The organism is Actinomycetota bacterium (assembly GCA_030776625.1).
In the GTDB taxonomy this organism is placed as follows: Bacteria; Actinomycetota; CADDZG01; order CADDZG01; family WHSQ01; genus MB1-2.
The window spans coordinates 35,547-55,855 of the sequence record JALYHL010000012.1 but is presented as its reverse complement, the minus strand read 5'-3'; the positions used below and the strand labels follow the sequence as shown (position 1 = coordinate 55,855).

Annotated in this window: 23 protein-coding genes; 7 read left to right on the top strand and 16 right to left on the bottom strand. The window is 66.7% G+C overall.

The genetic code is table 11. From position 1 onward, the window contains the following. Positions 1–6: 6 nt before the first annotated feature. Together M3N53_15035 and M3N53_15030 are read left to right on the top strand one after the other, a co-directional pair. Entirely contained in the window at positions 7–678 is a 672-nt protein-coding gene (locus tag M3N53_15035) for a hypothetical protein (protein ID MDP9069637.1), read from the top strand. Then, positions 675–1,559, top strand: a complete 885-nt coding sequence (locus M3N53_15030; GenBank protein MDP9069636.1) for an LCP family protein — start codon at positions 675–677, stop codon at positions 1,557–1,559. Before M3N53_15035 ends, M3N53_15030 begins: the two co-directional genes overlap by 4 nt. 10 nt (positions 1,560–1,569) lie before the next feature. Here M3N53_15030 and M3N53_15025 read toward each other — a convergent pair whose 3' ends face one another. The 8 genes from M3N53_15025 to M3N53_14990 all read right to left on the bottom strand — a co-directional run bounded on the left by M3N53_15025 (position 1,570) and on the right by M3N53_14990 (position 7,834). After that, positions 1,570–3,141, bottom strand: coding sequence for a M2 family metallopeptidase (locus M3N53_15025; protein MDP9069635.1), 1,572 nt, complete (start codon positions 3,139–3,141; stop codon positions 1,570–1,572). 43 nt (positions 3,142–3,184) lie between these two features. Next, positions 3,185–3,841, bottom strand: a complete 657-nt coding sequence (locus M3N53_15020) for a D-alanyl-D-alanine carboxypeptidase family protein (protein MDP9069634.1) — start codon at positions 3,839–3,841, stop codon at positions 3,185–3,187. After that, positions 3,838–4,221, bottom strand: coding sequence for a pilus assembly protein (locus tag M3N53_15015; protein ID MDP9069633.1), 384 nt, complete (start codon positions 4,219–4,221; stop codon positions 3,838–3,840). The genes M3N53_15020 and M3N53_15015 overlap by 4 nt, the downstream gene beginning before the upstream one ends. 4 nt (positions 4,222–4,225) lie before the next feature. After that, complete coding sequence (locus M3N53_15010) at positions 4,226–4,405, bottom strand: hypothetical protein (protein ID MDP9069632.1); 180 nt, start codon at positions 4,403–4,405, stop codon at positions 4,226–4,228. Between the two features lie 107 nt (positions 4,406–4,512). Next, positions 4,513–5,025, bottom strand: a complete 513-nt coding sequence (locus tag M3N53_15005; GenBank protein MDP9069631.1) for a DUF192 domain-containing protein — start codon at positions 5,023–5,025, stop codon at positions 4,513–4,515. Positions 5,026–5,055: 30 nt separating this feature from the next. Beyond that, positions 5,056–5,967: a type II secretion system F family protein gene (locus tag M3N53_15000; protein ID MDP9069630.1), complete on the bottom strand. Its 912-nt coding sequence runs from the start codon at positions 5,965–5,967 to the stop codon at positions 5,056–5,058. Beyond that, the gene (gene tadA / locus M3N53_14995) at positions 5,964–7,001 is read right to left on the bottom strand and encodes a Flp pilus assembly complex ATPase component TadA (protein MDP9069629.1); all 1,038 of its coding nucleotides are present in this window, start codon (positions 6,999–7,001) and stop codon (positions 5,964–5,966) included. The genes M3N53_15000 and tadA overlap by 4 nt, the downstream gene beginning before the upstream one ends. Beyond that, positions 6,998–7,834: a hypothetical protein gene (locus tag M3N53_14990; protein MDP9069628.1), complete on the bottom strand. Its 837-nt coding sequence runs from the start codon at positions 7,832–7,834 to the stop codon at positions 6,998–7,000. Before M3N53_14990 ends, tadA begins: the two co-directional genes overlap by 4 nt. 72 nt (positions 7,835–7,906) lie before the next feature. On the opposite strand from M3N53_14990, the gene M3N53_14985 reads away from it, so the two are divergent. Both M3N53_14985 and M3N53_14980 read left to right on the top strand, forming a co-directional pair. After that, positions 7,907–8,707, top strand: coding sequence for an HAD-IB family hydrolase (locus M3N53_14985; protein MDP9069627.1), 801 nt, complete (start codon positions 7,907–7,909; stop codon positions 8,705–8,707). Further along, positions 8,694–9,773 (top strand): C40 family peptidase, encoded by a 1,080-nt coding sequence (locus M3N53_14980; GenBank protein MDP9069626.1) that lies wholly within the window; start codon positions 8,694–8,696, stop codon positions 9,771–9,773. The genes M3N53_14985 and M3N53_14980 overlap by 14 nt, the downstream gene beginning before the upstream one ends. Here the strand turns inward: M3N53_14980 and M3N53_14975 are convergent. The 3 genes from M3N53_14975 to M3N53_14965 are packed head-to-tail and all read right to left on the bottom strand — an operon-like array spanning position 9,770 to position 11,868. After that, on the bottom strand, positions 9,770–9,931 hold the full coding sequence (locus tag M3N53_14975; GenBank protein ID MDP9069625.1) for a hypothetical protein: 162 nt from the start codon (positions 9,929–9,931) through the stop codon (positions 9,770–9,772). The two genes, M3N53_14980 and M3N53_14975, sit on opposite strands and share 4 nt — an antisense overlap. A gap of 47 nt (positions 9,932–9,978) precedes the next feature. Further along, a complete protein-coding gene (locus tag M3N53_14970; GenBank protein ID MDP9069624.1) occupies positions 9,979–10,908 on the bottom strand; it encodes a transglycosylase SLT domain-containing protein in 930 nt (309 codons plus the stop codon). Between the two features lie 21 nt (positions 10,909–10,929). Beyond that, positions 10,930–11,868, bottom strand: a complete 939-nt coding sequence (locus tag M3N53_14965) for an EamA family transporter (protein ID MDP9069623.1) — start codon at positions 11,866–11,868, stop codon at positions 10,930–10,932. Between the two features lie 162 nt (positions 11,869–12,030). On the opposite strand from M3N53_14965, the gene M3N53_14960 reads away from it, so the two are divergent. Further along, on the top strand, positions 12,031–12,660 hold the full coding sequence (locus M3N53_14960) for a hypothetical protein (protein ID MDP9069622.1): 630 nt from the start codon (positions 12,031–12,033) through the stop codon (positions 12,658–12,660). Here the strand turns inward: M3N53_14960 and M3N53_14955 are convergent. Further along, positions 12,657–13,703: a DUF1611 domain-containing protein gene (locus tag M3N53_14955; GenBank protein ID MDP9069621.1), complete on the bottom strand. Its 1,047-nt coding sequence runs from the start codon at positions 13,701–13,703 to the stop codon at positions 12,657–12,659. The genes M3N53_14960 and M3N53_14955 overlap by 4 nt on opposite strands. Continuing rightward, positions 13,693–14,709, bottom strand: coding sequence for a dipeptide epimerase (locus M3N53_14950; GenBank protein ID MDP9069620.1), 1,017 nt, complete (start codon positions 14,707–14,709; stop codon positions 13,693–13,695). The genes M3N53_14955 and M3N53_14950 overlap by 11 nt, the downstream gene beginning before the upstream one ends. Positions 14,710–14,726: 17 nt before the next feature. Here M3N53_14950 and M3N53_14945 point away from each other — a divergent pair, with 17 nt between their 5' ends. Next, the gene (locus M3N53_14945; protein MDP9069619.1) at positions 14,727–15,572 is read left to right on the top strand and encodes a zinc metalloprotease HtpX; all 846 of its coding nucleotides are present in this window, start codon (positions 14,727–14,729) and stop codon (positions 15,570–15,572) included. Here the strand turns inward: M3N53_14945 and M3N53_14940 are convergent. After that, on the bottom strand, positions 15,569–17,587 hold the full coding sequence (locus tag M3N53_14940; GenBank protein MDP9069618.1) for an intein-containing Rv2578c family radical SAM protein: 2,019 nt from the start codon (positions 17,585–17,587) through the stop codon (positions 15,569–15,571). The genes M3N53_14945 and M3N53_14940 overlap by 4 nt on opposite strands. 18 nt (positions 17,588–17,605) lie before the next feature. Between M3N53_14940 and M3N53_14935 the strand changes: the two genes are divergently transcribed. After that, entirely contained in the window at positions 17,606–18,307 is a 702-nt protein-coding gene (locus tag M3N53_14935; GenBank protein ID MDP9069617.1) for a hypothetical protein, read from the top strand. On the opposite strand, the gene M3N53_14930 is transcribed toward M3N53_14935, so the two are convergent. Beyond that, on the bottom strand, positions 18,252–19,145 hold the full coding sequence (locus tag M3N53_14930; GenBank protein MDP9069616.1) for a DMT family transporter: 894 nt from the start codon (positions 19,143–19,145) through the stop codon (positions 18,252–18,254). The two genes, M3N53_14935 and M3N53_14930, sit on opposite strands and share 56 nt — an antisense overlap. 9 nt (positions 19,146–19,154) lie before the next feature. Next, entirely contained in the window at positions 19,155–20,213 is a 1,059-nt protein-coding gene (locus M3N53_14925) for a DNA topoisomerase IB (protein ID MDP9069615.1), read from the bottom strand. Positions 20,214–20,309 lie beyond the last annotated feature (96 nt).

Here is a 20,309-nt window from a genome sequence, read left to right as displayed (position 1 = left end):
ATGTCGATGAGCGTCGTCGCGCCTGACGAGGATCGGGTCTGGGTCGTGGCCGGAGTATCGATTGCGGCCGTCTTGCTCGTCGGTCTTCTCCTCCTGGGCGGTGGCGACCGGGCAGAGCCGGTTGTCTCGCACGACGCGCCCGGCGCGCCACGTACGGAGAAGCTCGTTCCCCCGCCCCAGGCGCGGTGGAAGATCACCACGCACTCGGCGGGGGTGGTCGAGCCCGTGACCAAAGCCCAGCAGCGGGCCGTAGCACGTCAGCGACCCGCTCTCAGTGCCCTCGTCCGGAGGGTCTACGACGCTCTCTTCGTCCATCCCGGTCGCTCGCGGGCGGTGCTGAGGGACACCTTCACCCGGAGGGCAGCGGGCGCTTTCAGACGATCCGGCGCGGGTGTCGCCACGGCTGGAGTGGCGTCGACGACGCTGCGCCGCGCAGACATCGGCATCGCGCCCACGGACGGGGCCCGGCTGGCTGTCGCAACCGTCGCGGTGCGGGCCCAGGCGGACGAACCCGGCGCGACGAGGTTCCTCCACCGCTCTACGCTGTGGCTCGAGCGCTCGCAACGCCTCTGGAAGGTGATCGCCTTCAGCATCGACCAGGGCCGCCTGGCGGAACCTTCCGACGATAAGAAACAGAACCAACGCAGGCGGAGCGACGACAAGAAGCGAAAGCCGTGACGAAACGACTCGCCGTCCTCGTTGCCTTCCTTATCTCCGTTTGCGCGGTGGTACCGCTGCTGGGCACGCCTTCTCGAAGCACCGCCGCGACGCCGCTGTTCGGGCGCGTCCACGACACCTATGACCCCTCGAAAGGCAAGATCTTCGTTTTGGCGATCGGCAACGACGCCCGCTCCGGCAATCCGGACCGGTCGCTGGCCGATGCCATCCACATCATCGGGGTCAACACGAAGACGATGAAGGGCGGCGTGCTCAACCTGCCGCGCGACTCGTGGGTGAGCATCCCGGGACAAGGCTCCGCCAAGATCAACGAGGCGCTGTTCCGGGGTGGCCCGGAGCTCCTGGCGAGGACCGTCGAGAACCTCACCGGGATCCACCTGGACTACTGGGTCATGGTCGGGTTCGAAGGCTTCGAGAACATCGTGACGCAGCTGCACGGAGTGGAGATGAACATCCCCACCGCTGTGAACGACATCGGCGCTTCGGGCGCCCTCCTACGCGCCGGACGCCAGAAATTGAAGGGCTACCAGGCTCTTGCGTACGCGCGAGCGCGCAAAGCCTTCCGCGGTGGAGACATCGCGCGCACCACCCATCAGGGGGACATCCTGGTGGCGCTGCTGCGCAAGCTGCGCAAGGAAACGAGTGCCAGTCCGGCTTCGCTGCTGCGATGGGTCGCGGTGACGAGGGAGCAGGCACGCTTCGACATGACCCCTGAGGAGATGTTCCGCTTGGGGATCGTCGCGACGCAGCTGAAGGCGAAGGACGTCGGGAACGTCACCGTTCCGGCATCGCTCGGCTGGGTGGGACCTGCGAGCGTGGTTCACATCGGACCGGGCGCGCAGTCGATCTACCAGCGCTTCCGCGAGAACGGAAGCCTGTAAGACATCTGAGCTAGACGTTGACCTGATCCGAGAAGTACTTCGGCGTCAGGGGGTGCCCCGTCGCCTCCTCGATCAACTTGTCCCACCGCCAGCTGTTGCCGTGCTTGAAGAGATCTCGCCTCAACACACCACCCGCGTCCGAGTTCAACAAGCTGCCCGTCCTGTCGATCAGCGTCTCTTCCAACTGGGAGGCGACCAACTCGCCCAGAAGATAGTTCTGGTAGTACACGGGCGCGACCGCGATGTGAACCTTCGATGCCCATGCGTCCGGCAGGTCCATCTCAGGACGCCGGATGAGCTGAAATCGTTCGACCAGACCCCACCAGAGCTCATCAAGATCGGTCTCGGGATCGGCATAAAGCGCTCGCTCGAAGTGTGAGACGACCATCACCCAACGGGCGAACAGGATGCTTTGTCGGGCCGAAGCGATCTTCAGCGCGTGCGCGCGATCTGTTATCTCCTCTTCGGACACACCCGCGATCTGATTCAGCCACGCCGGGTCACGTCCCCTTCGCTCCGCCAGGATCGCGATCCCCTCGGTGACAAAGATATGCGCGGGTCGGCGCAGGAGGTACGGAAGCCGTCGGTCGAAAGAGATGTCATACGCGGCGTGTCCGCACTCGTGCAACATGATGTGGATCCACCGCTCGCCCGGAACGACGTTCGCAAGGATCCGCACGTCCGCGCCCGACCGGTCGACATCGAGGCAGAAGGCCTCTTCGGACTTTAGTGGCCGGGGCGAGAGGTCACTCCTTTCGATCACCGGCCGAAGATCGATATCCCATCGGTCGAACGTCTTCGTGGCGAGCTCCGCGGCGGAAAGCTCCTTCAGCTGCGGATCGAAGGTGACGTCGCTCGAAGGTAGGTGCTGGAAGAAGGGGTCCGAGTAATGCCACGGGAAGAGGACATCGGTCTTGAACCGCTCGCGTAGCCCCTCGTCAAGGTCGTCCTTCCAAGCCGTGTAGGTCGCGCTCGTCGCCGCGTCGAGCTCGTCGAAGAGATCGAGCAGCCACTCCTCCGATAACTCCTGAAGCTCGAGAGACATGGTGAAGTAGTCGGCGAATCCCAACTTCAAGGCAGCGGCATTACGGAGGCGAGCCAGCTCCCTCACGCGGTTGCCGATCTTCGGCCCGATCTCTTTGGCGGCTAAGTAGGTTCGGCGCCGGAGCTCGACGTCGTCGGAGGTCCTGAGGATCTGCGAGATCGCATTCTCGTCGAGTTCTTCTCCGTCCACTCGAGGTCGATGTCGGTTGAACTCGCTTTCGACCTCGCTCGACAGCCGAACCAGCTCCAGCCGTTGCGCGTCGGTCATCTGGTTGCCGGTCAGCGACAGCCGCATCACCTCTAGCTGTCGAGCTAGGACCGGCTCGTGCACCCCTTCATCCAGAGCTTCGGTGACCGCGGCCAGCAGGCTCTCGTCGCCCTTGAGACCCCTGAGCTCCAGCTCGAGGTCGGCGCGGCGCCGCTCGTTCTCGGGCGACGCGTGCACCTGGGAGTCCCAGTAGGCGCGGTGGAACTCGCTCTCCAACGGCTCCAACCTGGATTCGAACTCGTCGACGAACCGGTGGGGGGCGCGTTGCATCAGAGGTGTCCGTTCGCCATGGGCGGCATCCTACGGTTCGTTGTCAGCGCCTCAGCTCGAAGTGCCAGGGCTCGTTCGGCAGTGGGCGATGCAGTGGCAGCCCGAGCTGGGCGGCTATCTCTGCCGCCAGCTCCACGTTCCCCCCGAGGTCGACGGCGAGTCCTCTCTCGTGCATCGAGGTCCCCGGACGAGCGACCCAGTCGTCCGCGACCTCGGGGTCGCCGTAGCGCGCCAGCGCGTGCGCCCACAGAACGGACTGACGCTCGGTGCTGCGTCGGCCGCTCACGACGTGAACCGCGCCGCGAGCAGCGCGGATCAGCTCGTCCACCGCTCGCTGCAGGACCGGATGCAGGCCCTCGCCCGCGTACGCAAGGTCGACCGGCATCAAAGCCTCGGGGTCGAATATCGCGCGCGCCTCGGCAACCACGCCGTCCAGCGTGACCCGCACCTGCACCGCAGTGGCACCGGGCTCGCAGCGGCATTCCACCAGACGCGCGCCGTTGGCCGCCGCGAACCTGGCAGCCTCGCGTTCGTGCGCGCCGGCGCCATAAGGCCCGGATTCGGCAACCGCCGCGAGGGCCGCCGCGTCGGCGGCGATCTGCGCACGCGTTTTCGTAGCGGCCGCGTCGGCGATGTCGACGAAGAAACCTGTCAGCGACAGCCCGAGCACGACAGCCATGACCCCGTGCAGGAGCGTCACGGCTGCTCGATCCTCATCGTCGCTTCCGCAGCCAGGTCGATCCGCTCCAGGAGCACACCGAACAGCGGCACGCGCGCCGGCGGCCGGTAGCGCAGCGTGACCGTCAGCGGGTCCCCCTGGCGGCGGAGATACACCTCCGGCGTCACCGTTACCTCGAGCGGGCGGAGGCCCGTTCTCTCGGCGGCAGCGCGGGCGTCTGCGAGGTCGGGGTCGACGACCGCTACACGCACCGCCTCGCGCGCGGCATGCCATAGCCGGCCCTGATCCGCCACCAGCAGGCCAATCTCTACCAACGCGGCGAGCAAGAGGGCCAGGATCGGAAGTGCCAGGGCGAGCTCGACCGTCGCCTGTCCGCTCTCGGCCCTCTTGCGCGCCGGCACCGCCCTAGCCCTCCGCCCTCTCGACCAGCGAAGACACCACCGTCTGGAACATGTCGGTGAGGGCTCCGGACTTGGCGAAGGCCGCGAACACGCCGACGACGATCCCGGCGACCAGAAGCACCAGTGCGTACTCCGCCGTCGTTTGACCCGCCTGTCCGTATACCGCCGCTCGCAACCGCTGCATCCACGCCTCCTAGAAGAAGGGAGCCGTCCCGTGACGCGCTCGTTGCGCTATGACAGCGGACGACGGGTGCGGGCGCTGTGGTCTAGGTCACGCGGTGAAGCTGCGGCTCAGTGGCTGACGGTGACGCGGTCGCCGACCTCGACACCCCATCCCTCGAAGGCGCCTTGGTTCACCTCGAGCGCGCCTTCGTACGGGACACCCGGGTCATAGGTCTTGCAGGGGTCGCGTTTGCACGGCTCCATATCGAGGATCTCCACGATGATCCCCTCGCTGTCGAAGAACGCGATCGACAGCGGGATCAAGGTGTTCTTCATGTAGAAGCCGCCGGTGCGCTCCTCGAAGAAGAGAAAGACCATCCCTGCATCGGGCTCCAGCGAAGTGCGGTGCATGAGCCCCACGGCGCGTTGCTCAGGGGTCTCCGCCTTCTCCGCATTGACGATCACCGATCCATCGGCGGTGTCGATCAGAACCTTCGCGGCCCCGAAGGTGACGCTCGGACTGGGCGTCGTCGTCCCGGTTGAAGCAGATGGTGGGACCGGCTGGTCCGGCTCGTCGACCCCTGCGCATGAAGCCGCGAGCAGCACGGCCATCCCAAGCGCAGCAACGATCCGCTTACTCATGCGGAAAGCTTCGCATCCGCGGGAACGCCGCTATCCCAGACTCATGCTCCTGAGGAAGGGAACGACGCCGAGCAAGCCGTAGGCGGGAAGGATGCAGCAGGTCAGCGGCACGACCATCATCACGGGAGCTTTCTTCATCCGCTTCTCGAAGTCTCGCCGCGCCTGCATTCGCCGAGCAGACGCGACCGCCTCGAGACAACCCGCGAGGTCCGTTCCGCAGCGTTGCGCCCGCTCGAGTGCGTTCGCAGCGGAGGCGAGCGCTGGATCCACCGCCGTCAACGCGCTGCGCCACGAGGCGCCGAGACGTACCAGCGACCTAGCGTCCGACAATGCCGCCGCGAGACGGCCGGAGGTGGTGGACGCGACGAGGTCCAGCGCCTGCGACAACCCGACGCCGCCACCGAGTAACGCCGCTACCGCGCTGCAGAACCCAGCCACCGGATCCTCTTCCGGCGGGGCCGGTACAAGACGCCCGATCCACCGCAGTCCGCCAACCGCCAGCGCCACTCCTACCGCAGCCGTGGTCAGGCCCGCGGCATCCGTCAAGGGCGCCCGCGCCAGCGGTGCGAGTGGGACGAACAACAGGGGAAGACCCGCGACCATGCGGCCCGACAGCAACGCTCCCGATCCCGCCGCGCGAGCAGCAGCCGCGGCATCGTCTCGCTGCTCGATGTGATCGGCGGTCCGATCCAGCCACGCCGCTAGATCCAGCCCCGCGGTCACATGGAGCTCGAAGCCGAGCCGCAGCACCGGCTCCAAAGCGGTGCCGGCGATCGAATCGCGGAGCGGGTGCCCGAGCCGGATGCGCGCAGCTATGTCGCGCAGTTGCAGTGCGGAACTCTCAGCGACCTCGTCCGGCCACGCCACAAGCGCCTGGCGCAAGGTCAGCCCAGCCCGGAGCAACGTCACCAGCGCCCGGAGAGCGTCGGGCGTTCCGCTCATCCGGCCCCCAGAACCTCGAGCACCTTGCGTCGTCCGGCCCTCCGCCCCACCTGCACGACCACGTCGATCGATCGAGCGACGCGCGCCCTGATCGCGTCCTCGCCCGGCGCGTGGTCGGCACAGAGCGCCAGCTCCACCAGACGCTCGCGCACATCGGCGGCGCAGCGGGCATGAACGGTGACGATCGAGCCCTCGTGTCCGGTGGACATCGCCTGCAGGGCGACCAGAGCCTCGGGCCCCCGGACCTCTCCGACGACGATGCGGTCGGGTCGCATGCGCAAGGCGGCGCGCAGCAGCGCGTTCTGATCCACCTCGCCGCGGCCCTCGATGTTCGAGGGCCGCGTGAGGAGTGACACCCAGTGGGGACAGACGGGTCGTAGCTCCGGCGTCTCCTCGATCACCACCACACGCTCGTCGCCGTCGACGCACCCGAGCAAAGCATTCGCAAGAGTTGTCTTGCCGGTCCCGGTGCCTCCCCCTATCGCGATCGTCTTTCGTTCCACTACTGCATCCCGCAACAACGCCTCCTGCGCGTCGGTCAGGAAAGCTCTCTGGACGAGGTCATCCAGCGTGAAGGCCCGATCTGGGAACTTCCTGATCGACACGAGCGGCCCTACCGACGAAAGTGGAGGTAGGACCACGTGCACGCGCGCTCCATCGTGCGCGCGGGCATCCGCTATCGGACGCAGTGCGTCGACGCGCGCGCCCGCGGCTCCGAGGAGTCGCTCGATCAGATCCGCCAGCTCCTGTGCATCTTCGAACCGCGTCTCATCTTGGCGAAGGTGGCCGTGTCGTTCGACCCACACCTCGTGCGGGCCGTTCACGAGGATGTCGGTGACTGCGGCGTCCCTCATCAGCGGAGTCAGGGGGCCGTACCCGTCGATCCAGTCCGACAGCTCGCTGACCGCCGCGGCTACGTCCTCCGGCCCCAGCGCCTCGGTCGCGATCCGACGCAACGCGAGCCGGCGGTCCGCGGCATCCACCTCGGCCAGCTCCTCGTGCCCCCGCACGAGACCTAGGAGGTCGCGCTTCATGTGGTCTCGAGGGCGCGGCTCAACCGGCGGACGCCGCGCAACCAGGGTGACCATGCGGACGAAACCACCCGCCCATCTCCTTCGGCGTCTCTCACCGCACGCGAGCACGGGAGTTCGATCGTGAGCCTGCGCGCCACCAGCCGCTGGAGCTCCGCCCGCGTGGTCTCGCCTCCCGGTCCGGTCCGGTTCGCCACCAACGCCCAGCGCAGGTCCGGATACGTCTCCAGAAGCTCCGCGGCCGCTCGCGCCGACGGGACGGTCGGAGCTATCACCAGCACCCCGGCGTCGCAGTCGCCTATGACATCACCCAGCCGAGCCCGGTCGGTGTCGACAACGACTCTCTCGAAGCTCTGCGCGAGGTCGTCCAGCAGCGCCCGAGGGTTCCGCTCGCCCAGCCGCACGACACGGAAGCCGCCCGCAACGGGCACCGGAGCGTCCGCTTCTAGCGAACCTGGATCAAGGCCGAGACGAAAGGCGACGTCCCCGTGTCGGACCGCGTCTACAACGCAGCTGCCGCGGCGCGCCGCAGCGAGATGCAGCGCCAGGGTGGTAGCTCCGCAGCCCCCGGAGCTGCCGCAGACGACGATGGTCGCGGTGCGGCGGCGCGCGACGTGACGGTGCAGGTCCTCGATGACGCGGGCGGGCTCGGCGGGGTCGAACGGCACCGCGCCGGCCAGCTGGACACCAACGGCCACCACGGCGTCTGCCTCGAAAGCTGCGGAAGCAGGCTCGAAGCTCACCTCCCACTCGGGAGGAGCGAGGTCGAAAGCTCTCGCTACAGCCATGCGAGCGGAGTCGGCCGGACACACGATCGCCACCCGTACCTGGGACACGCCTTCCACTCCACGCCGAGGTGCGGGCGTTGGCTGTGGCGCCGGCCACACGCAGACGACAAACTAGGCGTTGTGGAAGCAGCCTTCTTCGACCTCGACAAGACGATCGTCGCCCGCTCTAGCCCACTCGCGCTCGGCCGGTCCTTCTTCAAAGAGGGCCTGATCAGCCGGTCGTCCCTCATGAAGTCGCTCTACGCGCAGCTCATGTTCCAGCTGATGGGCGCGGACGAGGAAAAGATGGACCGGATGCGGCTCGAGGCGGCGAAGCTGACCGCGGGGTGGGAGCAGGAGAAGGTGCGGGCAGTGGTGACCGAGGTTCTCGAAGAGGTCATGTCGCCGCTGATCTACTCGGAAGCGCTCGAGCTCATGCACGACCACCGCGCCGCGGGCCGTGTCATATGCATCGTCTCGTCGTCGCCCGAAGAGGTCGTGGAGCCGCTCGCGAAGTTGCTCTACGTCGACCGGTACATCGCAACGAGGCCGAAGATCGTCGACGGCAAGTACACGGGCGAGCTCGAGTTCTATGCGTACGGCCCGCACAAGGCGCAGGCGATGCGGGGACTGGCGGAAGAGATGGGGATAGACCTGGAAGGTTCTTTCGCCTATTCCGACTCCGTAACCGACCTCCCGATGCTCGAGGCGGTGGGTAACCCGGTCGTCGTGAACCCCGACAAGGGGCTCCGAAAGCTCGCCGTGGAACGGGAGTGGCAGATCGAGTTCTTCCGCAACCCCGTTTCGATACGAGACCGGCTCCCGCGCCTGCGAGCACCGGAGGTATCTCGAGGAAACAGCGTCGCGGCCGCGGCAGGTCTTGCCGGTGTCGCCGCGGCTGCCTGGTGGATGACTAGGCGGCGGAGCGATGCGGCAAGCTAGAGGTAAGCGCACCGGCCGGGCTAACCGCAGCGCACGCGCCGCGGCATTGCTCGTCGCCGTCGCCGTGACCGCCATCCCCGCCGGGGACCTCCGGGCCGCCCCGACCGAGGCCGATTTGAGGTCCGCAGAGGCGCGGCTCCTGGAGATCGAGCGTGAGTTCGAGCTGGTGGTCGAGGAGTACAACGCCGTCGAAGAGCGGCTGACGGGGATACATCTGGACATGGCCGAGACGGAGCTCGTCGTTCGTCACATCCAGGAACGGATGGAGGCGAAGCGGCGCTCTGCGGTTGCACTGGCGGTCGAGCTATACAAAGCCGGACCGACCGGCGCGAGCGTCGAGGCCGTCCTGTCGTCGGAGACCTTGGCCGAGCTCGAGACGCGCGCGCAGTACCTGCGGTCGTCGAGCGACGCCCAAGCCGAGGTGTTCGAACGCCTCGCCGTCGACAGACGCGAGCTCGACGGTCGCGCGATCAAGCTCGAAGAGCAGAAGGCGGAGGCTCTGGCGGCGGAGGCGGAGCTGGCGCAACTTCGCATCGAGGTCGAGTCGAAGCTGCAGAGTCAGCAACAGGAGATCGCCGAGCTGAACGCCGCTCTGGAACGCGCTCGCGCGCGGCAGGCGGCGCTCGACGCAGCCGCGGCCGCGCAAGCAGCGACAGCAGGAGCCGGAGTCGTCGCTATCGACTTCGGCGCGATCGAACCCGCTCCAGCACCGAACCCTGAAGCGCAGGCCGCGATAGACGCCGCGCTCTCACAGCTGGGGAAGCCGTATCAGTGGGGCGCAGAGGGCCCCGACTCGTTCGACTGTTCGGGCCTAACGATGTGGTCCTGGGCTCATGCTGACGTAGCTATCCCGCGGACGTCGCAAACGCAGTATGCGGGGACCACGCGGGTTCCGAAGGACGACTGGCAGCCCGGCGACCTGTTGTTCTTCGGGAACCCGATCCATCACGTCTCGATGTACATCGGCAACGGCCAGATGGTGGAGGCGCCGTACACCGGCAGCGAGGTCCGCGTCGTTAGCGCGTACCGCTCCGACTACGTGGGAGCGGGCAGACCGGGCGTCTAGTCGTCCTTGCCGTCGGTGTCCAACTGGTCGACGTTCTTCTCGACCTCGTTCCCGACCTCTTCGATGTCTTTCTCGTCCTCACGGTCACAAGCCGCGGTAGCACCTAGTCCGAGAACCAGCGTGAGGGCCAGCGCGAGCCTGGGGAGCTTCTCTCTCATCTCTCCTCCTTTGTCCGTCCTCGATGTAGTACCCGGGAATGGCGCCGTCACAACTTTCCGGTGCCGGGGCCGCTCAGTTGCACGTCGCCTTTGGTCGTGATGACGAAGACCTGCCAGAAGTAATAGGCGTAGAGGTTGCGCGGGTCCCTCTTGATGTGGCGTGCGTACGCCTGCACCGCGTCGACGTATGCGTAGCTCCGGTTGTAGGCATAGAGGGCGCTGCGCACGTCCTCGGGCGCCCCCGTCGCGGCTAGGTACCGGGCGGCCGCGGGGATCGCATCGCGCGGGTCCAGGATGTCTCCCCCGCCGCCGTAGATGTCCCAGGTCGACGGAATGAACTGCATCGGGCCCATCGCCCCGGCCGAGCTTGGTCCCATGAACCGGCCGAACTTGGACTCGACGAAGTTGAGCGCCGCAAGCACCTCCCAGTCCACGTCGAAGCGGCGCCCGGCCTGGTGGTAGAGCCGGCGCAGCAGGCGCGGGTCGTCGGGCGGCGTAACCGGAAGCGTCCCCGTTCGTTCCAGAGGCGTAACGAGAGAGCGGAGGCCGCGGCCCGCGACGACGTGGTCCTCGATCACCTGTCTCGTCCTGGGCGAAACGAGCTTCATCACCTCGGTCGCCAGTCGAGGGTTCACAACAAGGGTCCGATACAGCTTCTGCTGTCGCAGCGCTCCGAGAGAGACGGGGCGCGCGGACCGCTGCTGCAGCCGACCGCCGTCGGCCAACCAGGCGTCGATCGCCTGCTTCAGCTGCCGGTTCGTGCGAGCGAGATCGGCGGCGAACATCTTCGGTGACCGCGGCACGGGGGCGTCGGGGCCCGGAAAGGCGAAGCTCTTTCGCTGCGCGGCCTCGGTCTGCTCGGGCTCCGGCGTCGGTGTAACCGATGTATCAGGAAGAGGCGTGGCGGTGGGCGCGTCGACGCCTCCGGTGCAGGCTCCGAGGAGCAACGCTGCTACGGGGACGGCCCGCAACTTCACCAGGACACGCTACCGGCTGCTCTACGAGGAGGCGTCCGCTCCCGCTAGCCCGCGCGCCTGAGCATCCACCACCTCTTCAACCCCACGCGGCGCCGACTCTTTTCGCACGATGAAGGCGACCGACGCCACGATGATCGAGGCGCCCACGAAGATCGCCCCGGTGATCTCCTCCGACAGAACCAGCCACCCCAGGAAGATGGCTATGACCGGGTTGACGTACGCGTACGTCGCCACCTTCGACACCGGCGCATGTTGGAGGACCCAGACGTACGCGGTGAACGCCACAAGGGAGCCCATCACCACCAGATACGTCAGCGCAACGATCGAGCGCGTCGAGAACGCGGCCACGTCCAGCGAGCCCGCCTCCCCTAGGACCGCGCCGACCAGAAGCAGTGCGACCCCTCCGAGCAACATCTGGAAGGCGGTCGACACGGCGGGATCGGACGGCATGTCGATGCGGCTCGACAGGAACGACCCATTGCCCCACGACGCTGCCGCGAGCAGCAAGAGCAAGATCGCCCCGAGCGACACCCCCTCTGGCCGATCCCCCGGCAAGACGAGCACGGCGACTCCCACGAAGCCCACCGCGACGCCGAGGAGAGTCCCGCGAGACACGTTGTCCTTGGCAAGGAAGCGGTACAGCACCACCCACAGCGGCGTCGAGGCGATGATCAACGAGGCGAGGCCGGACGGGACCTCCTGCTCCGCCGTCATCACCAGACCGTTGCCGCCCAGCAATAACAGCGACCCCACGATCGCGGCGGAACGCAGCTGCGACGAGGAGATCTTCATGGCGTCCTTCCCCTTGCGGACGCGCAGGAACGCGTACATGACGATCCCGGCGAGCAGGAACCGCACGCCGGCGGCGAGGAAGGGAGGAAGCGTTTCGACGCTGACGCGGATCGCGAGATACGTCGACCCCCAAACGATGTAGACCGTCCACAGCGCGGCCCACACCATCCAAGAAGGAGCGTCTGCGCGATGGGCCATGGTCACGTGAGCGGCAACAGGGGCCGCTGACGGGCTATTCCTACGCTAGAGACATTCCGAAGAACCGAAGGTGACGCCACTTCACATGGCTCCCAGCGGGCTGCTTCACCTTCGAGACTTAGGGTCACGGCCATGGTCCTAGCCGCCCGGCGCGCGTATTCAGACCTCATCCGGTGGATGAAGGACGCTCGACCCCGTTCGCTGCGCCCGTGGCGGCTGGCGGTGAGTTTGTTCCGGTCCTTCATGCTCGGCGCGTTGATCCTCCTCGGCGTGATCGGCTTGTTGAGTCCGTCCCGTTATGGCTCGCCGACCAGCCGTGCCACGGGAAGCGCAGGTTGGTGGGTGCTCCTGCTCCTAGTGACATGTTGCCTGCTGTGGATCGCGACCAAGAGGCACGGCATCCGGCGATCTGTAGAGCGGATGGCGGAACCGTTCTCGGCTCCGTTGAGCCACGTTCCTGCTTTCGAACCCGCGTGGAGCGCGCTGGACTCCTGTCCTGCACCGCTCCGAACGAGATTCGCCGCGGGATGGGTGTGGGCGCCTGTGGCGATGTTGGTCGCGGGCGCGGTGTTCGCGGCCGCGGCGGCGTACTTCATCGTCGACACGCTACTGGCGGAGCTCGCGATCGGGCCCGAGCAGCCTCTGCTCTTCCTGATCAACGCCACGCTCGGGCTCGTCGTGTTACGGCTCGGCGCGAAACGGATCTCCACGTTGCGTCTCGCCCTCAGCGTGCACCGCGCCGTCAACGGACGGTACGTCTAGACGCCCACCTCCGCGCGCACGGCCTCCCACAACTTTGGCCCTCCGCCACGGAAGACATCCGCCGCGGGGAGGCCGAGCTCGTCCTCGACCGCCGCGATCGCCGTGGCCGCATCCTCGTCGGAGAGTCCCCTGCAGTTCACGGCGACACCGACGACGCGCGCTTCTCGCACCGTGCTCGCCGCTTCTTCGTAGGCGCGGCACATCTCGCCTAGAGGGGGCAGCGGCGTGTAGGGAGGTTCCTCGATGGCGGCCCGACCGGCTTGATGGCACAAGACGAGAGCATGCGGTGCCGACCCATGCAGCAGCCCCAACGTCACGCCTGCATAAGCGGGGTGCCAGAGACCGCCCTGTCCCTCGACCATCAAGACATCTGCCTCGGGGTCGCCTTCACACACCAGCGTCTCCGCCGCACCAGAAAGGAAGTCCGAGATGACGCGATCGACGGCGATCCCCTTGCCCGCGATCATGATGCCGGTCTGGCCCGTCGCGATGAACTCTGCGGCGATTCCATCGGCCTCCGCGGCCGCAGCGAGCTCGAGGCTCACCGTCATCTTCCCGACGGCACAGTCGCTTCCGACCGTGAGCACCGTCTTCTGGGGAACGTCGAGGCTCTTGCCGCTGAACAACGGGAGGTCGTCGGGAGGACGTCTCACGTCCCACAGTCGAGCGCCCGAGGCGGCGGCGCGCTCGACCAGCTCGGGGTCGTCGGCCAGGAAGCGGTGGAGGCCGTTCGCGACCTCCAGCCCCGCGTCTACCGCCGCCAGGACCCACGGCCGCCAGTGCTCCGGGATCCAACCACCGGGAGTGGCGACGCCGAGCAGCAGCGAGGTGCCGCCCATCTCCCGCGCCTCGTCGAGGTCGGCCACGATAGGGGCAGCCGAGCTCAGGCTCGGCATGACCTCTGACATCGTCCGACCGGCATTCTCCCGATCCAGCACGGCTACCACGCGGTCCCGCGCGTATCGCAGGACCCCATGCGCGGTCTTCGCGTTGCGCGAGGTGGTGTAGCCGTCGGTGAGGACTATCCAGGACCTATCGCTCACGGCCCCTCACACCCAGCCCCGGGCCAGGCGGTAGCGTCACCCGCCCGCGGTCGTACACGACCCCGGGCCACGGATCTTCCGCTAGCAGTAGGGGACCGTCGATGTCGCAGTGGTCGGCCAGCGTGGCGACACAGGCCTCGGCGGTGGCCGCAACGCCGGACTCCAGATCGCACCCGATCATCACGCCCATCCCCAGAGATCGCGCCGTTGCGATCGCGCGCACGGCCTCGCGGATGCCTCCGGTCTTCCGCAGCTTGAGGTTCACGCCGTCGACGACGCCCTGCAGCGCCGCTGCATCCCCCGACGTCTCTACATCCTCATCGGCGTAGATCGGGATGCTGGTCGCGGCGGTCACCTCGCGCAGAGCATCGACCTGCCCGCGCTTGATCGGCTGCTCGCAAAGCTCGATGTCGAACCGCTCCATCTCGCGCAGCGAGGCGGCGGCGCGATCCGGCTCCCACCCTTCGTTGGCATCGATGCGGATCCTGCCGCTGAAGACCTCTCGCACCCGTGCGAGAGCGTCCACGTCACCGTCGAACCCAACCTTCATCTTGATCACGGGATACTCCTCGAAGCCGCGGGCGCGCTCGACCATCCTGTCCACCTCCGTGATCGGAAGCGTCACCGACGTCGGAGGTGGCTGCCGTCGCCCGACCCCCAGCAGCTCGGCAACGGACACGCCGGCGAGCTTGGCTGCCAGGTCGTGCGCGGCGATGTCCAGCGCGCACCGTGCGGGACCCGCGGGAAGCAGCTCGGTCACGCCCTCCAGGTCGAACGGTCCTCGCAGGCCGCCGAGGTCGACGCGCTCCAACTGTGCGGTGACCGCTCCTACCGAGTCGCCGCTGCGGTCCTCGGGGCTGACCTCCCCGATCCCCTCGTGGCCGTCGTACGTCAGGCGCACGAAGACGTTGTCTGCGATGTCCCAGCTCTTGGTGGCGATCGTGAAGCGCTCGGCGAGCGGGAGCGCCCGGGGCTCCACCTTCAGCTTGATCGGTAGGTCGTACATGGCTGCATAATCGTTGCATGCACAAGAACACGCTCAAGACGTACGTACTGCTGGCCGCGCTCGGCGGCTTCCTGGTCTTCCTCGGCAGCCGTCTCCTCGGCCCCGGAGGCGCCACGATCGGCGTCATCATCGCCCTTGTCACCGTGGGTGGCTCGTACTGGTTCTCCGACAAGATCGCGATCCGCGCCTCCCGCGCGGAGCCGGTGTCCGAAGCCGAGGCGCCGGGGCTCTACCGGATGGTGCGGGAGCTTTGCCTGGCCGCCAACATGCCGATGCCTCGCCTTTACATGACGCCGGACCCGCAGCCAAACGCGTTCGCGACGGGCCGCAACGACAAGACCGCCGTGGTCGCCGTCACGCGCGGGATCACGGAGCTGCTGAGCGAAGACGAGCTGCGCGGCGTGATCGCGCACGAGCTCGCGCACATCAAGAACCGCGACATCCTGATCGGCTCGGTCGCGGCCGCGATCGCAACCGCCATCAGCTACGCGGCGCACCTCGCGTTCTTCTTCGGCGGCTCGGACGATGACGACGGCGGGAACCCGATCGCCGCGCTCGCGACCCTGATGTTGGCGCCGATCGCCGCGGGTCTCATCCAGATGGCGATCTCGCGCTCCCGCGAGTTCGAGGCAGACCGGATCGGAGCTTCGTTCATCAACAGCGGCGAGCCGCTGGCGCGGGCGCTGGAGAAGCTCCACCTGGGCGCGCAGAGCATCCCGATGAAGGTCGAGCCGGCGCAGGCTTCCAAGTACATCGTGAACCCGCTCACCGGTCGCACCGCGAGGTTCGCGAAGCTGTTCTCGACGCACCCGCCGATGGAGGAGCGGATCGGGCGCCTCCGGGCACCCATCGCCGCGCGCTAGATCAGCTTCAGCTGCTCCGTCTCTAGTCTTTCCACCTGCTTGCGCGCGTTCGGGTTCCGCCGCCGCCCCCGCGGGCGCACCGCGTTCGGGCTGCGTCCGGCGAGCACCAGGTCGACCTCCTTCGCGAAGGCCGCCTTCTCCGCGTTACTCGCGTAGGAGCGCCCGCGGTACATCTCCTCGTAGCGTGGGACGAGGTCGGGGTACGTCTCTCGGAGCCACTCCATGTAGACGTCCTTCACCACGGGACGCAGGTGGAGAAGGATCGGGTAGACGTGGGTCGCGCCGGCTTCCAGCGCCGCATCGATCACGGCCTTGATCTGATCGCGGCCGTCGCTGATCCCAGGCAGGATCGGTGCCACCAAGACGCCACACGGGATCCCGGCCTCGTTGAGACGTGCAACGGCCTCCATGCGCTTGCGCGGGTGCGGAGTCCCGGGCTCGCTCTTGCGCCACACGTCCTCGTCCAGCGTGCCGATCGAGAACGCGGTGGTGACCTCGGTCACCGCGGCCGCTTCCTCCAGAAGCTCCAGGTCGCGCAGGATGAGGGTCCCTTTGGTGAGGATCGAGAAGGGGTTCCGGTACTCCGTCAGCGTCTGGATGATCCGCGGCATGAGCTTGTAGCGTCCCTCCGCCCGCTGATAGGGATCGGTGTTCGTCCCCATCGCGATGAGCTCGCCCTTCCACCGCTTGGCGCGCAACTCCTTGCGCAACAGCTCAGGCGCATTGACCTTCACGACGATCTTCCTGTCGAAGTCCGAGCCGGCATTCATGTCGAGATACGTGTGCGTCGTACGAGCGAAGCAGTTATGGCTGATGACGCCATTCGCGATGAAGTCCCCGGTTCCTGTAGTGATGTCGTACATGGGCATCTCGATGCCCAGCGGCTCGATCGAAGTGACCTTTAGCCGAGCGCTGCTCTTGATCGCAGTGCCTTCGAATGTCCGCTTCCGAGTGATTGCGGGGTCAACCGTGAGGAAGAACCGGAGTTTCTCGCTGAGCTCACCCAGAAGGCGAACTACTTTCACCGGCTTGTTGCACCCGGCCTTCTCCTCAAGCACGTAGAAAAAACCTAGTCTGCGCAGGCCTGAAGTTATGTGACTGATGATTTCGGCGTCGGTGTTTGATATTCGCAGGATTCCCCCGGAAAACCCTCCTTCGCCATCGAAGATTCCTGCTAGGAAACCCTTCCACCAGCTCAATGAGGGCCTCCCAGGCCAGCGGATAACGTCCTCGATAGCCATCACGTTGCGCCTTGATGCAGTCCTGATCGCTTCGATCCGGCGGTACTGACCTACTGCTTCTTGGAAGACGAACTGATGAGTGTCGACCCCTCGCTGCTCCAAGAAACTCTTTGTGCGGCAAAGGCACTCCAGATCGGTCAGGGCGACACGGAAACGATGCACCATCTGAGTACGACCCTGGCCTGAGTATTCGTAGCGGGCTAAATTCCCCTCACCCCGGACAATGCCGCAGAGGTAACCCGTGCGGTAGTCGGCATCGTGTCGGGGCGGGGTCGCGAGCTTGCCGACCCCCATCAGCTTGCTGTTGAGCGTCAGGTGAGGCCGCCGTTCTCGCCCACATTCTGTCCCGATGACGTACTTCCAGCCTCGGCGCGTCAGGAAACGATGGTCGCCGCTGGCGATCAGTTCAGTCCCATCCTCCAGCGCCACGCGATAAGCAGGTTTCATCGTTTGCCAATGAGCCTCGACCTTTGTCGTTACGTAACGGCGGTAGTTCCCGTCACGCCTAGTGCCAAGGACGGCGTCTCCGACGAGCAGATCCTTTAGAAATCGCGTGCGTCCGTCGGCCATGAGGATGGGCGTGTCCCCGCTCTGGCAGTAACTACAGGCATGACTGCATCCGCGGTAGGGGTTGATCGTCCAGTTGAAGGGGAGGCTGTTGCCCTTCACGTGGTTGAGGATGGTCTTGGCTTCGGACTCGATGAACTCGATGCCGCGGAACGCGGGCGTGTCGAAGGTGCGTCTCCTGAGCTCGAACAGAGGCTCGGTCGCCATGGAGAGACTATAGAACGTATGTTCGACAAGCGAAAGAGCCGGGTCCGGCTGGAGGGCCACATCATCGGCGTCGGGTTCGCCTCCGGCGACCGCTTCGTGACCGGGCTGTGGGAGGACGGCCCGCTCGGGGCGATGGCCGATGTCATGTGGGCGCGGCCGGACGGAACGAAGGTCCTGCTCGGCTCCCGACCGGAGGTCACGTCCTTCGTCGGCGGCGTCTACGAGTTCGACGAGCACCACGCGGTCGAGATAACCGCTCGGTTGGGCGAACATCACCTGGAGGTGACGGCAGGTCCGCTGCGACTAGAGGCCGCGATCGCGAAGCCGCTGAAGGCGTTCGCGCTCCGGCCGGGCTTCCTGCGCCGCTCTCCCCTGTGGGTTCGCTTCGAGGACCTCGTGATGCGCCCGCTTGCGGGAAGGCTCCTTGGTGGAGGCGCGGGAGTGCGGTTGTACGGGCGCAGTCCCAGCGGCGTGCGCGAGTGGTACTGCATCGACTCCTACCGCCGGATCACTCACGCTTCCGCCACCCTCGATGGGCGCGATCTCGGCCCCCTTGCACCTCTAGACCCACCCACACGGTTCGGCTTCGGCGAGTTCCCACCGCGTCCTGCCGTTGTCGGATGTGCCCCAGTGCTGGAGGGCGCAGAGGAAGCGTTGCGACGAGCTACCTCTCCGGAAGCGGCTGCTCCACCCGGAGGCGCGGAACCATCTCCACCGTGACGATCGCGAACATGATCAAGGCGGCTCCTACCCACGCCCAGCCGCTCAACCTCTGGTCCTGAAGCAGGTACGCGAACACACCCGCGAACACCGGCTCGCTCGTCAGTATCAGCGCGGTGCGGGCGGGAGAGGCATGTCGCTGCGCGTACGCCTGAACGAAGAAGCCGAGCGCGCTCGCGAACAGCGACGTCACCACCAAAGCCGACCACACGGTCGCTGAACGCGGGACAACGAGATCGCCTTGCGCGACCGCGAGGACGAGGCTGAACGCGCCGGTGACCCCGAGCTGCACCGCCAGCAACGCTCCGAGGTGATGCCTCTCGAGCGCGCGATCCGTGACGAGGATGTGTAACGAGAAGGAGCACGCGCACAGGAACACGAGACCATCGCCCACAAGATGACTGCCGTCTGCGCCCGCTCCCGACAGCAGGTACAACCCGAGCGCCGAGAGCCCCGCGGCGACCCACGCCGGTGCCCCCGCCCGCTGCCGCAGGAGCAGCGCCCCGAACAGAGGCGTAAGCACGACGAACAACCCGGTGATGAAACCCGCGTTCGCCGCACTCGTTCGCTCGAGCCCGAGGGTCTGGAAGAAGTAGCCGCCGGTCAGGAACACCCCCATGACGACCCCCGCCTTCAGCCCCGCAGGTCCCAACCGCCGCAGCGACGGCCACACGACGACCGCAACGATGGCGGCCGCGGGAACGAACCGGTAAGCCAGGAAGGTGGTGACCGGGATCAGCCGAACGGCGTCCTGGACCATCACGAAGGTGAGGCCCCATATGGCAGAGATAGCGACGAGCGAGGCCTCGGCAACGGGAGAGCGGGTCTTCTCGGACACCCGCTGAAGCTAACTGGCCTGCTTCACAACCTTCTCGACCAGATCGCTCTCCCGCGGGTCTTCGATGAGCTCCAACACGGCAGTCTCGAACGCCTCCAGCAAGGCTGGCTCGGCCACGCCATCCTGGGCCATCTGCTCGATGACGGGTCCGATCGTCCAGCCGGACACGTAACGATCGATGACACGAGGGTCGACGTAGGACTTGCGGCAAACGGCGGGGGTGTTGCCGAGGTAGTGCGAGACCTCCTGGATGGCGCGCGAGATCGCCCGCTTTCGCGCCGTAGGTGAGGTCAATGCGCCCGATGACACCGCGAGCGCACGAGCAGCCAGCACGGTCGCGTGCCACGTCCGGAAGTCCTTGGCGGAGTAGTTCCCCCCAGAGATCTCCTTGAGATAGACGTTGATGTCCATCGACTTCACGTCCACCCAGCGAGAACCCACCCGGTACGCGAGAAGCTCGTCCCCGCCACCTCGCCGCCGCTTCAGCGCCTTCACGACCTCGTAAACGGCGGGATCGACGATCGATTGCAGACGTTCCTTCCCGCTCTTCGCGATGTACTCGAAGACAACCTCGCCGCCCTCGAACCTGACGTGCTCTTTGCGCATGGTCGCCAGCCCGTAGGTGTCGTTGGCCTCTGCGTAGGACTCGCCCCCGATCCGGAAGAACCCCCGGTCCAACAGCCGAACGGCGCACGCCAGCACGCGCTCGCGCGGCAGGCCCTGTTGATCCAGGTGTTGATCCGTGACGTGGCGGATCTTCCGAAGCGCGTTCGCGAACTCGATCATCTTGTCGAACTTCTCTTGATCGCGCCGCGTCCGCCAGGCCTCGTGATACAGGTACTGCTTCCGGCCCGCAGCGTCCGTTCCCACCGCCTGGAGATGGCCGTTCGGATACGGGCAGATCCACACGTCCGTCCAAGCCGGCGGTATCCCCAAATCCTTGATCCGCTGGAGGGTGGCGACGTCATGCACCCGAGCACCCGTGGCGTCGACGTATTCGAAGCCCTTACCTCGGCGGCGGCGGGTGAGCCCAGTAGCGGAACAGTCTGCTCTGCGGAGTCTCGGCATGATCTCGCTTCTCTTCTGGTGGGATCGGGGGCCTCGTAGATACCCCCGGCCACACCGGCGCACACCTCCCGGCAGTTCGGGCGTGTGGCTCCGGCC

What these genes read in the sequence shown, in the direction of transcription:
- M3N53_14925 (MDP9069615.1), bottom strand. Translation starts at nt 20,213, where the DNA reads ATGCCGAGACTCCGCAGAGCAGACTGTTCCGCTACTGGGCTCACCCGC.
- M3N53_14940 (MDP9069618.1), bottom strand. Translation starts at nt 17,587, where the DNA reads ATGGCGACCGAGCCTCTGTTCGAGCTCAGGAGACGCACCTTCGACACG.
- M3N53_15025 (MDP9069635.1), bottom strand. Translation starts at nt 3,141, where the DNA reads ATGCAACGCGCCCCCCACCGGTTCGTCGACGAGTTCGAATCCAGGTTG.
- M3N53_14935 (MDP9069617.1), top strand. Translation starts at nt 17,606, where the DNA reads ATGTTCGACAAGCGAAAGAGCCGGGTCCGGCTGGAGGGCCACATCATC.
- M3N53_15005 (MDP9069631.1), bottom strand. Translation starts at nt 5,025, where the DNA reads ATGAGTAAGCGGATCGTTGCTGCGCTTGGGATGGCCGTGCTGCTCGCG.
- M3N53_14950 (MDP9069620.1), bottom strand. Translation starts at nt 14,709, where the DNA reads ATGTACGACCTACCGATCAAGCTGAAGGTGGAGCCCCGGGCGCTCCCG.
- M3N53_15000 (MDP9069630.1), bottom strand. Translation starts at nt 5,967, where the DNA reads ATGAGCGGAACGCCCGACGCTCTCCGGGCGCTGGTGACGTTGCTCCGG.
- M3N53_14960 (MDP9069622.1), top strand. Translation starts at nt 12,031, where the DNA reads ATGGTCCTAGCCGCCCGGCGCGCGTATTCAGACCTCATCCGGTGGATG.
- M3N53_15035 (MDP9069637.1), top strand. Translation starts at nt 7, where the DNA reads ATGAGCGTCGTCGCGCCTGACGAGGATCGGGTCTGGGTCGTGGCCGGA.
- M3N53_14945 (MDP9069619.1), top strand. Translation starts at nt 14,727, where the DNA reads ATGCACAAGAACACGCTCAAGACGTACGTACTGCTGGCCGCGCTCGGC.
- M3N53_15010 (MDP9069632.1), bottom strand. Translation starts at nt 4,405, where the DNA reads ATGCAGCGGTTGCGAGCGGCGGTATACGGACAGGCGGGTCAAACGACG.
- tadA (MDP9069629.1), bottom strand. Translation starts at nt 7,001, where the DNA reads ATGAAGCGCGACCTCCTAGGTCTCGTGCGGGGGCACGAGGAGCTGGCC.
- M3N53_14965 (MDP9069623.1), bottom strand. Translation starts at nt 11,868, where the DNA reads ATGGTGTGGGCCGCGCTGTGGACGGTCTACATCGTTTGGGGGTCGACG.
- M3N53_14975 (MDP9069625.1), bottom strand. Translation starts at nt 9,931, where the DNA reads ATGAGAGAGAAGCTCCCCAGGCTCGCGCTGGCCCTCACGCTGGTTCTC.
- M3N53_14980 (MDP9069626.1), top strand. Translation starts at nt 8,694, where the DNA reads ATGCGGCAAGCTAGAGGTAAGCGCACCGGCCGGGCTAACCGCAGCGCA.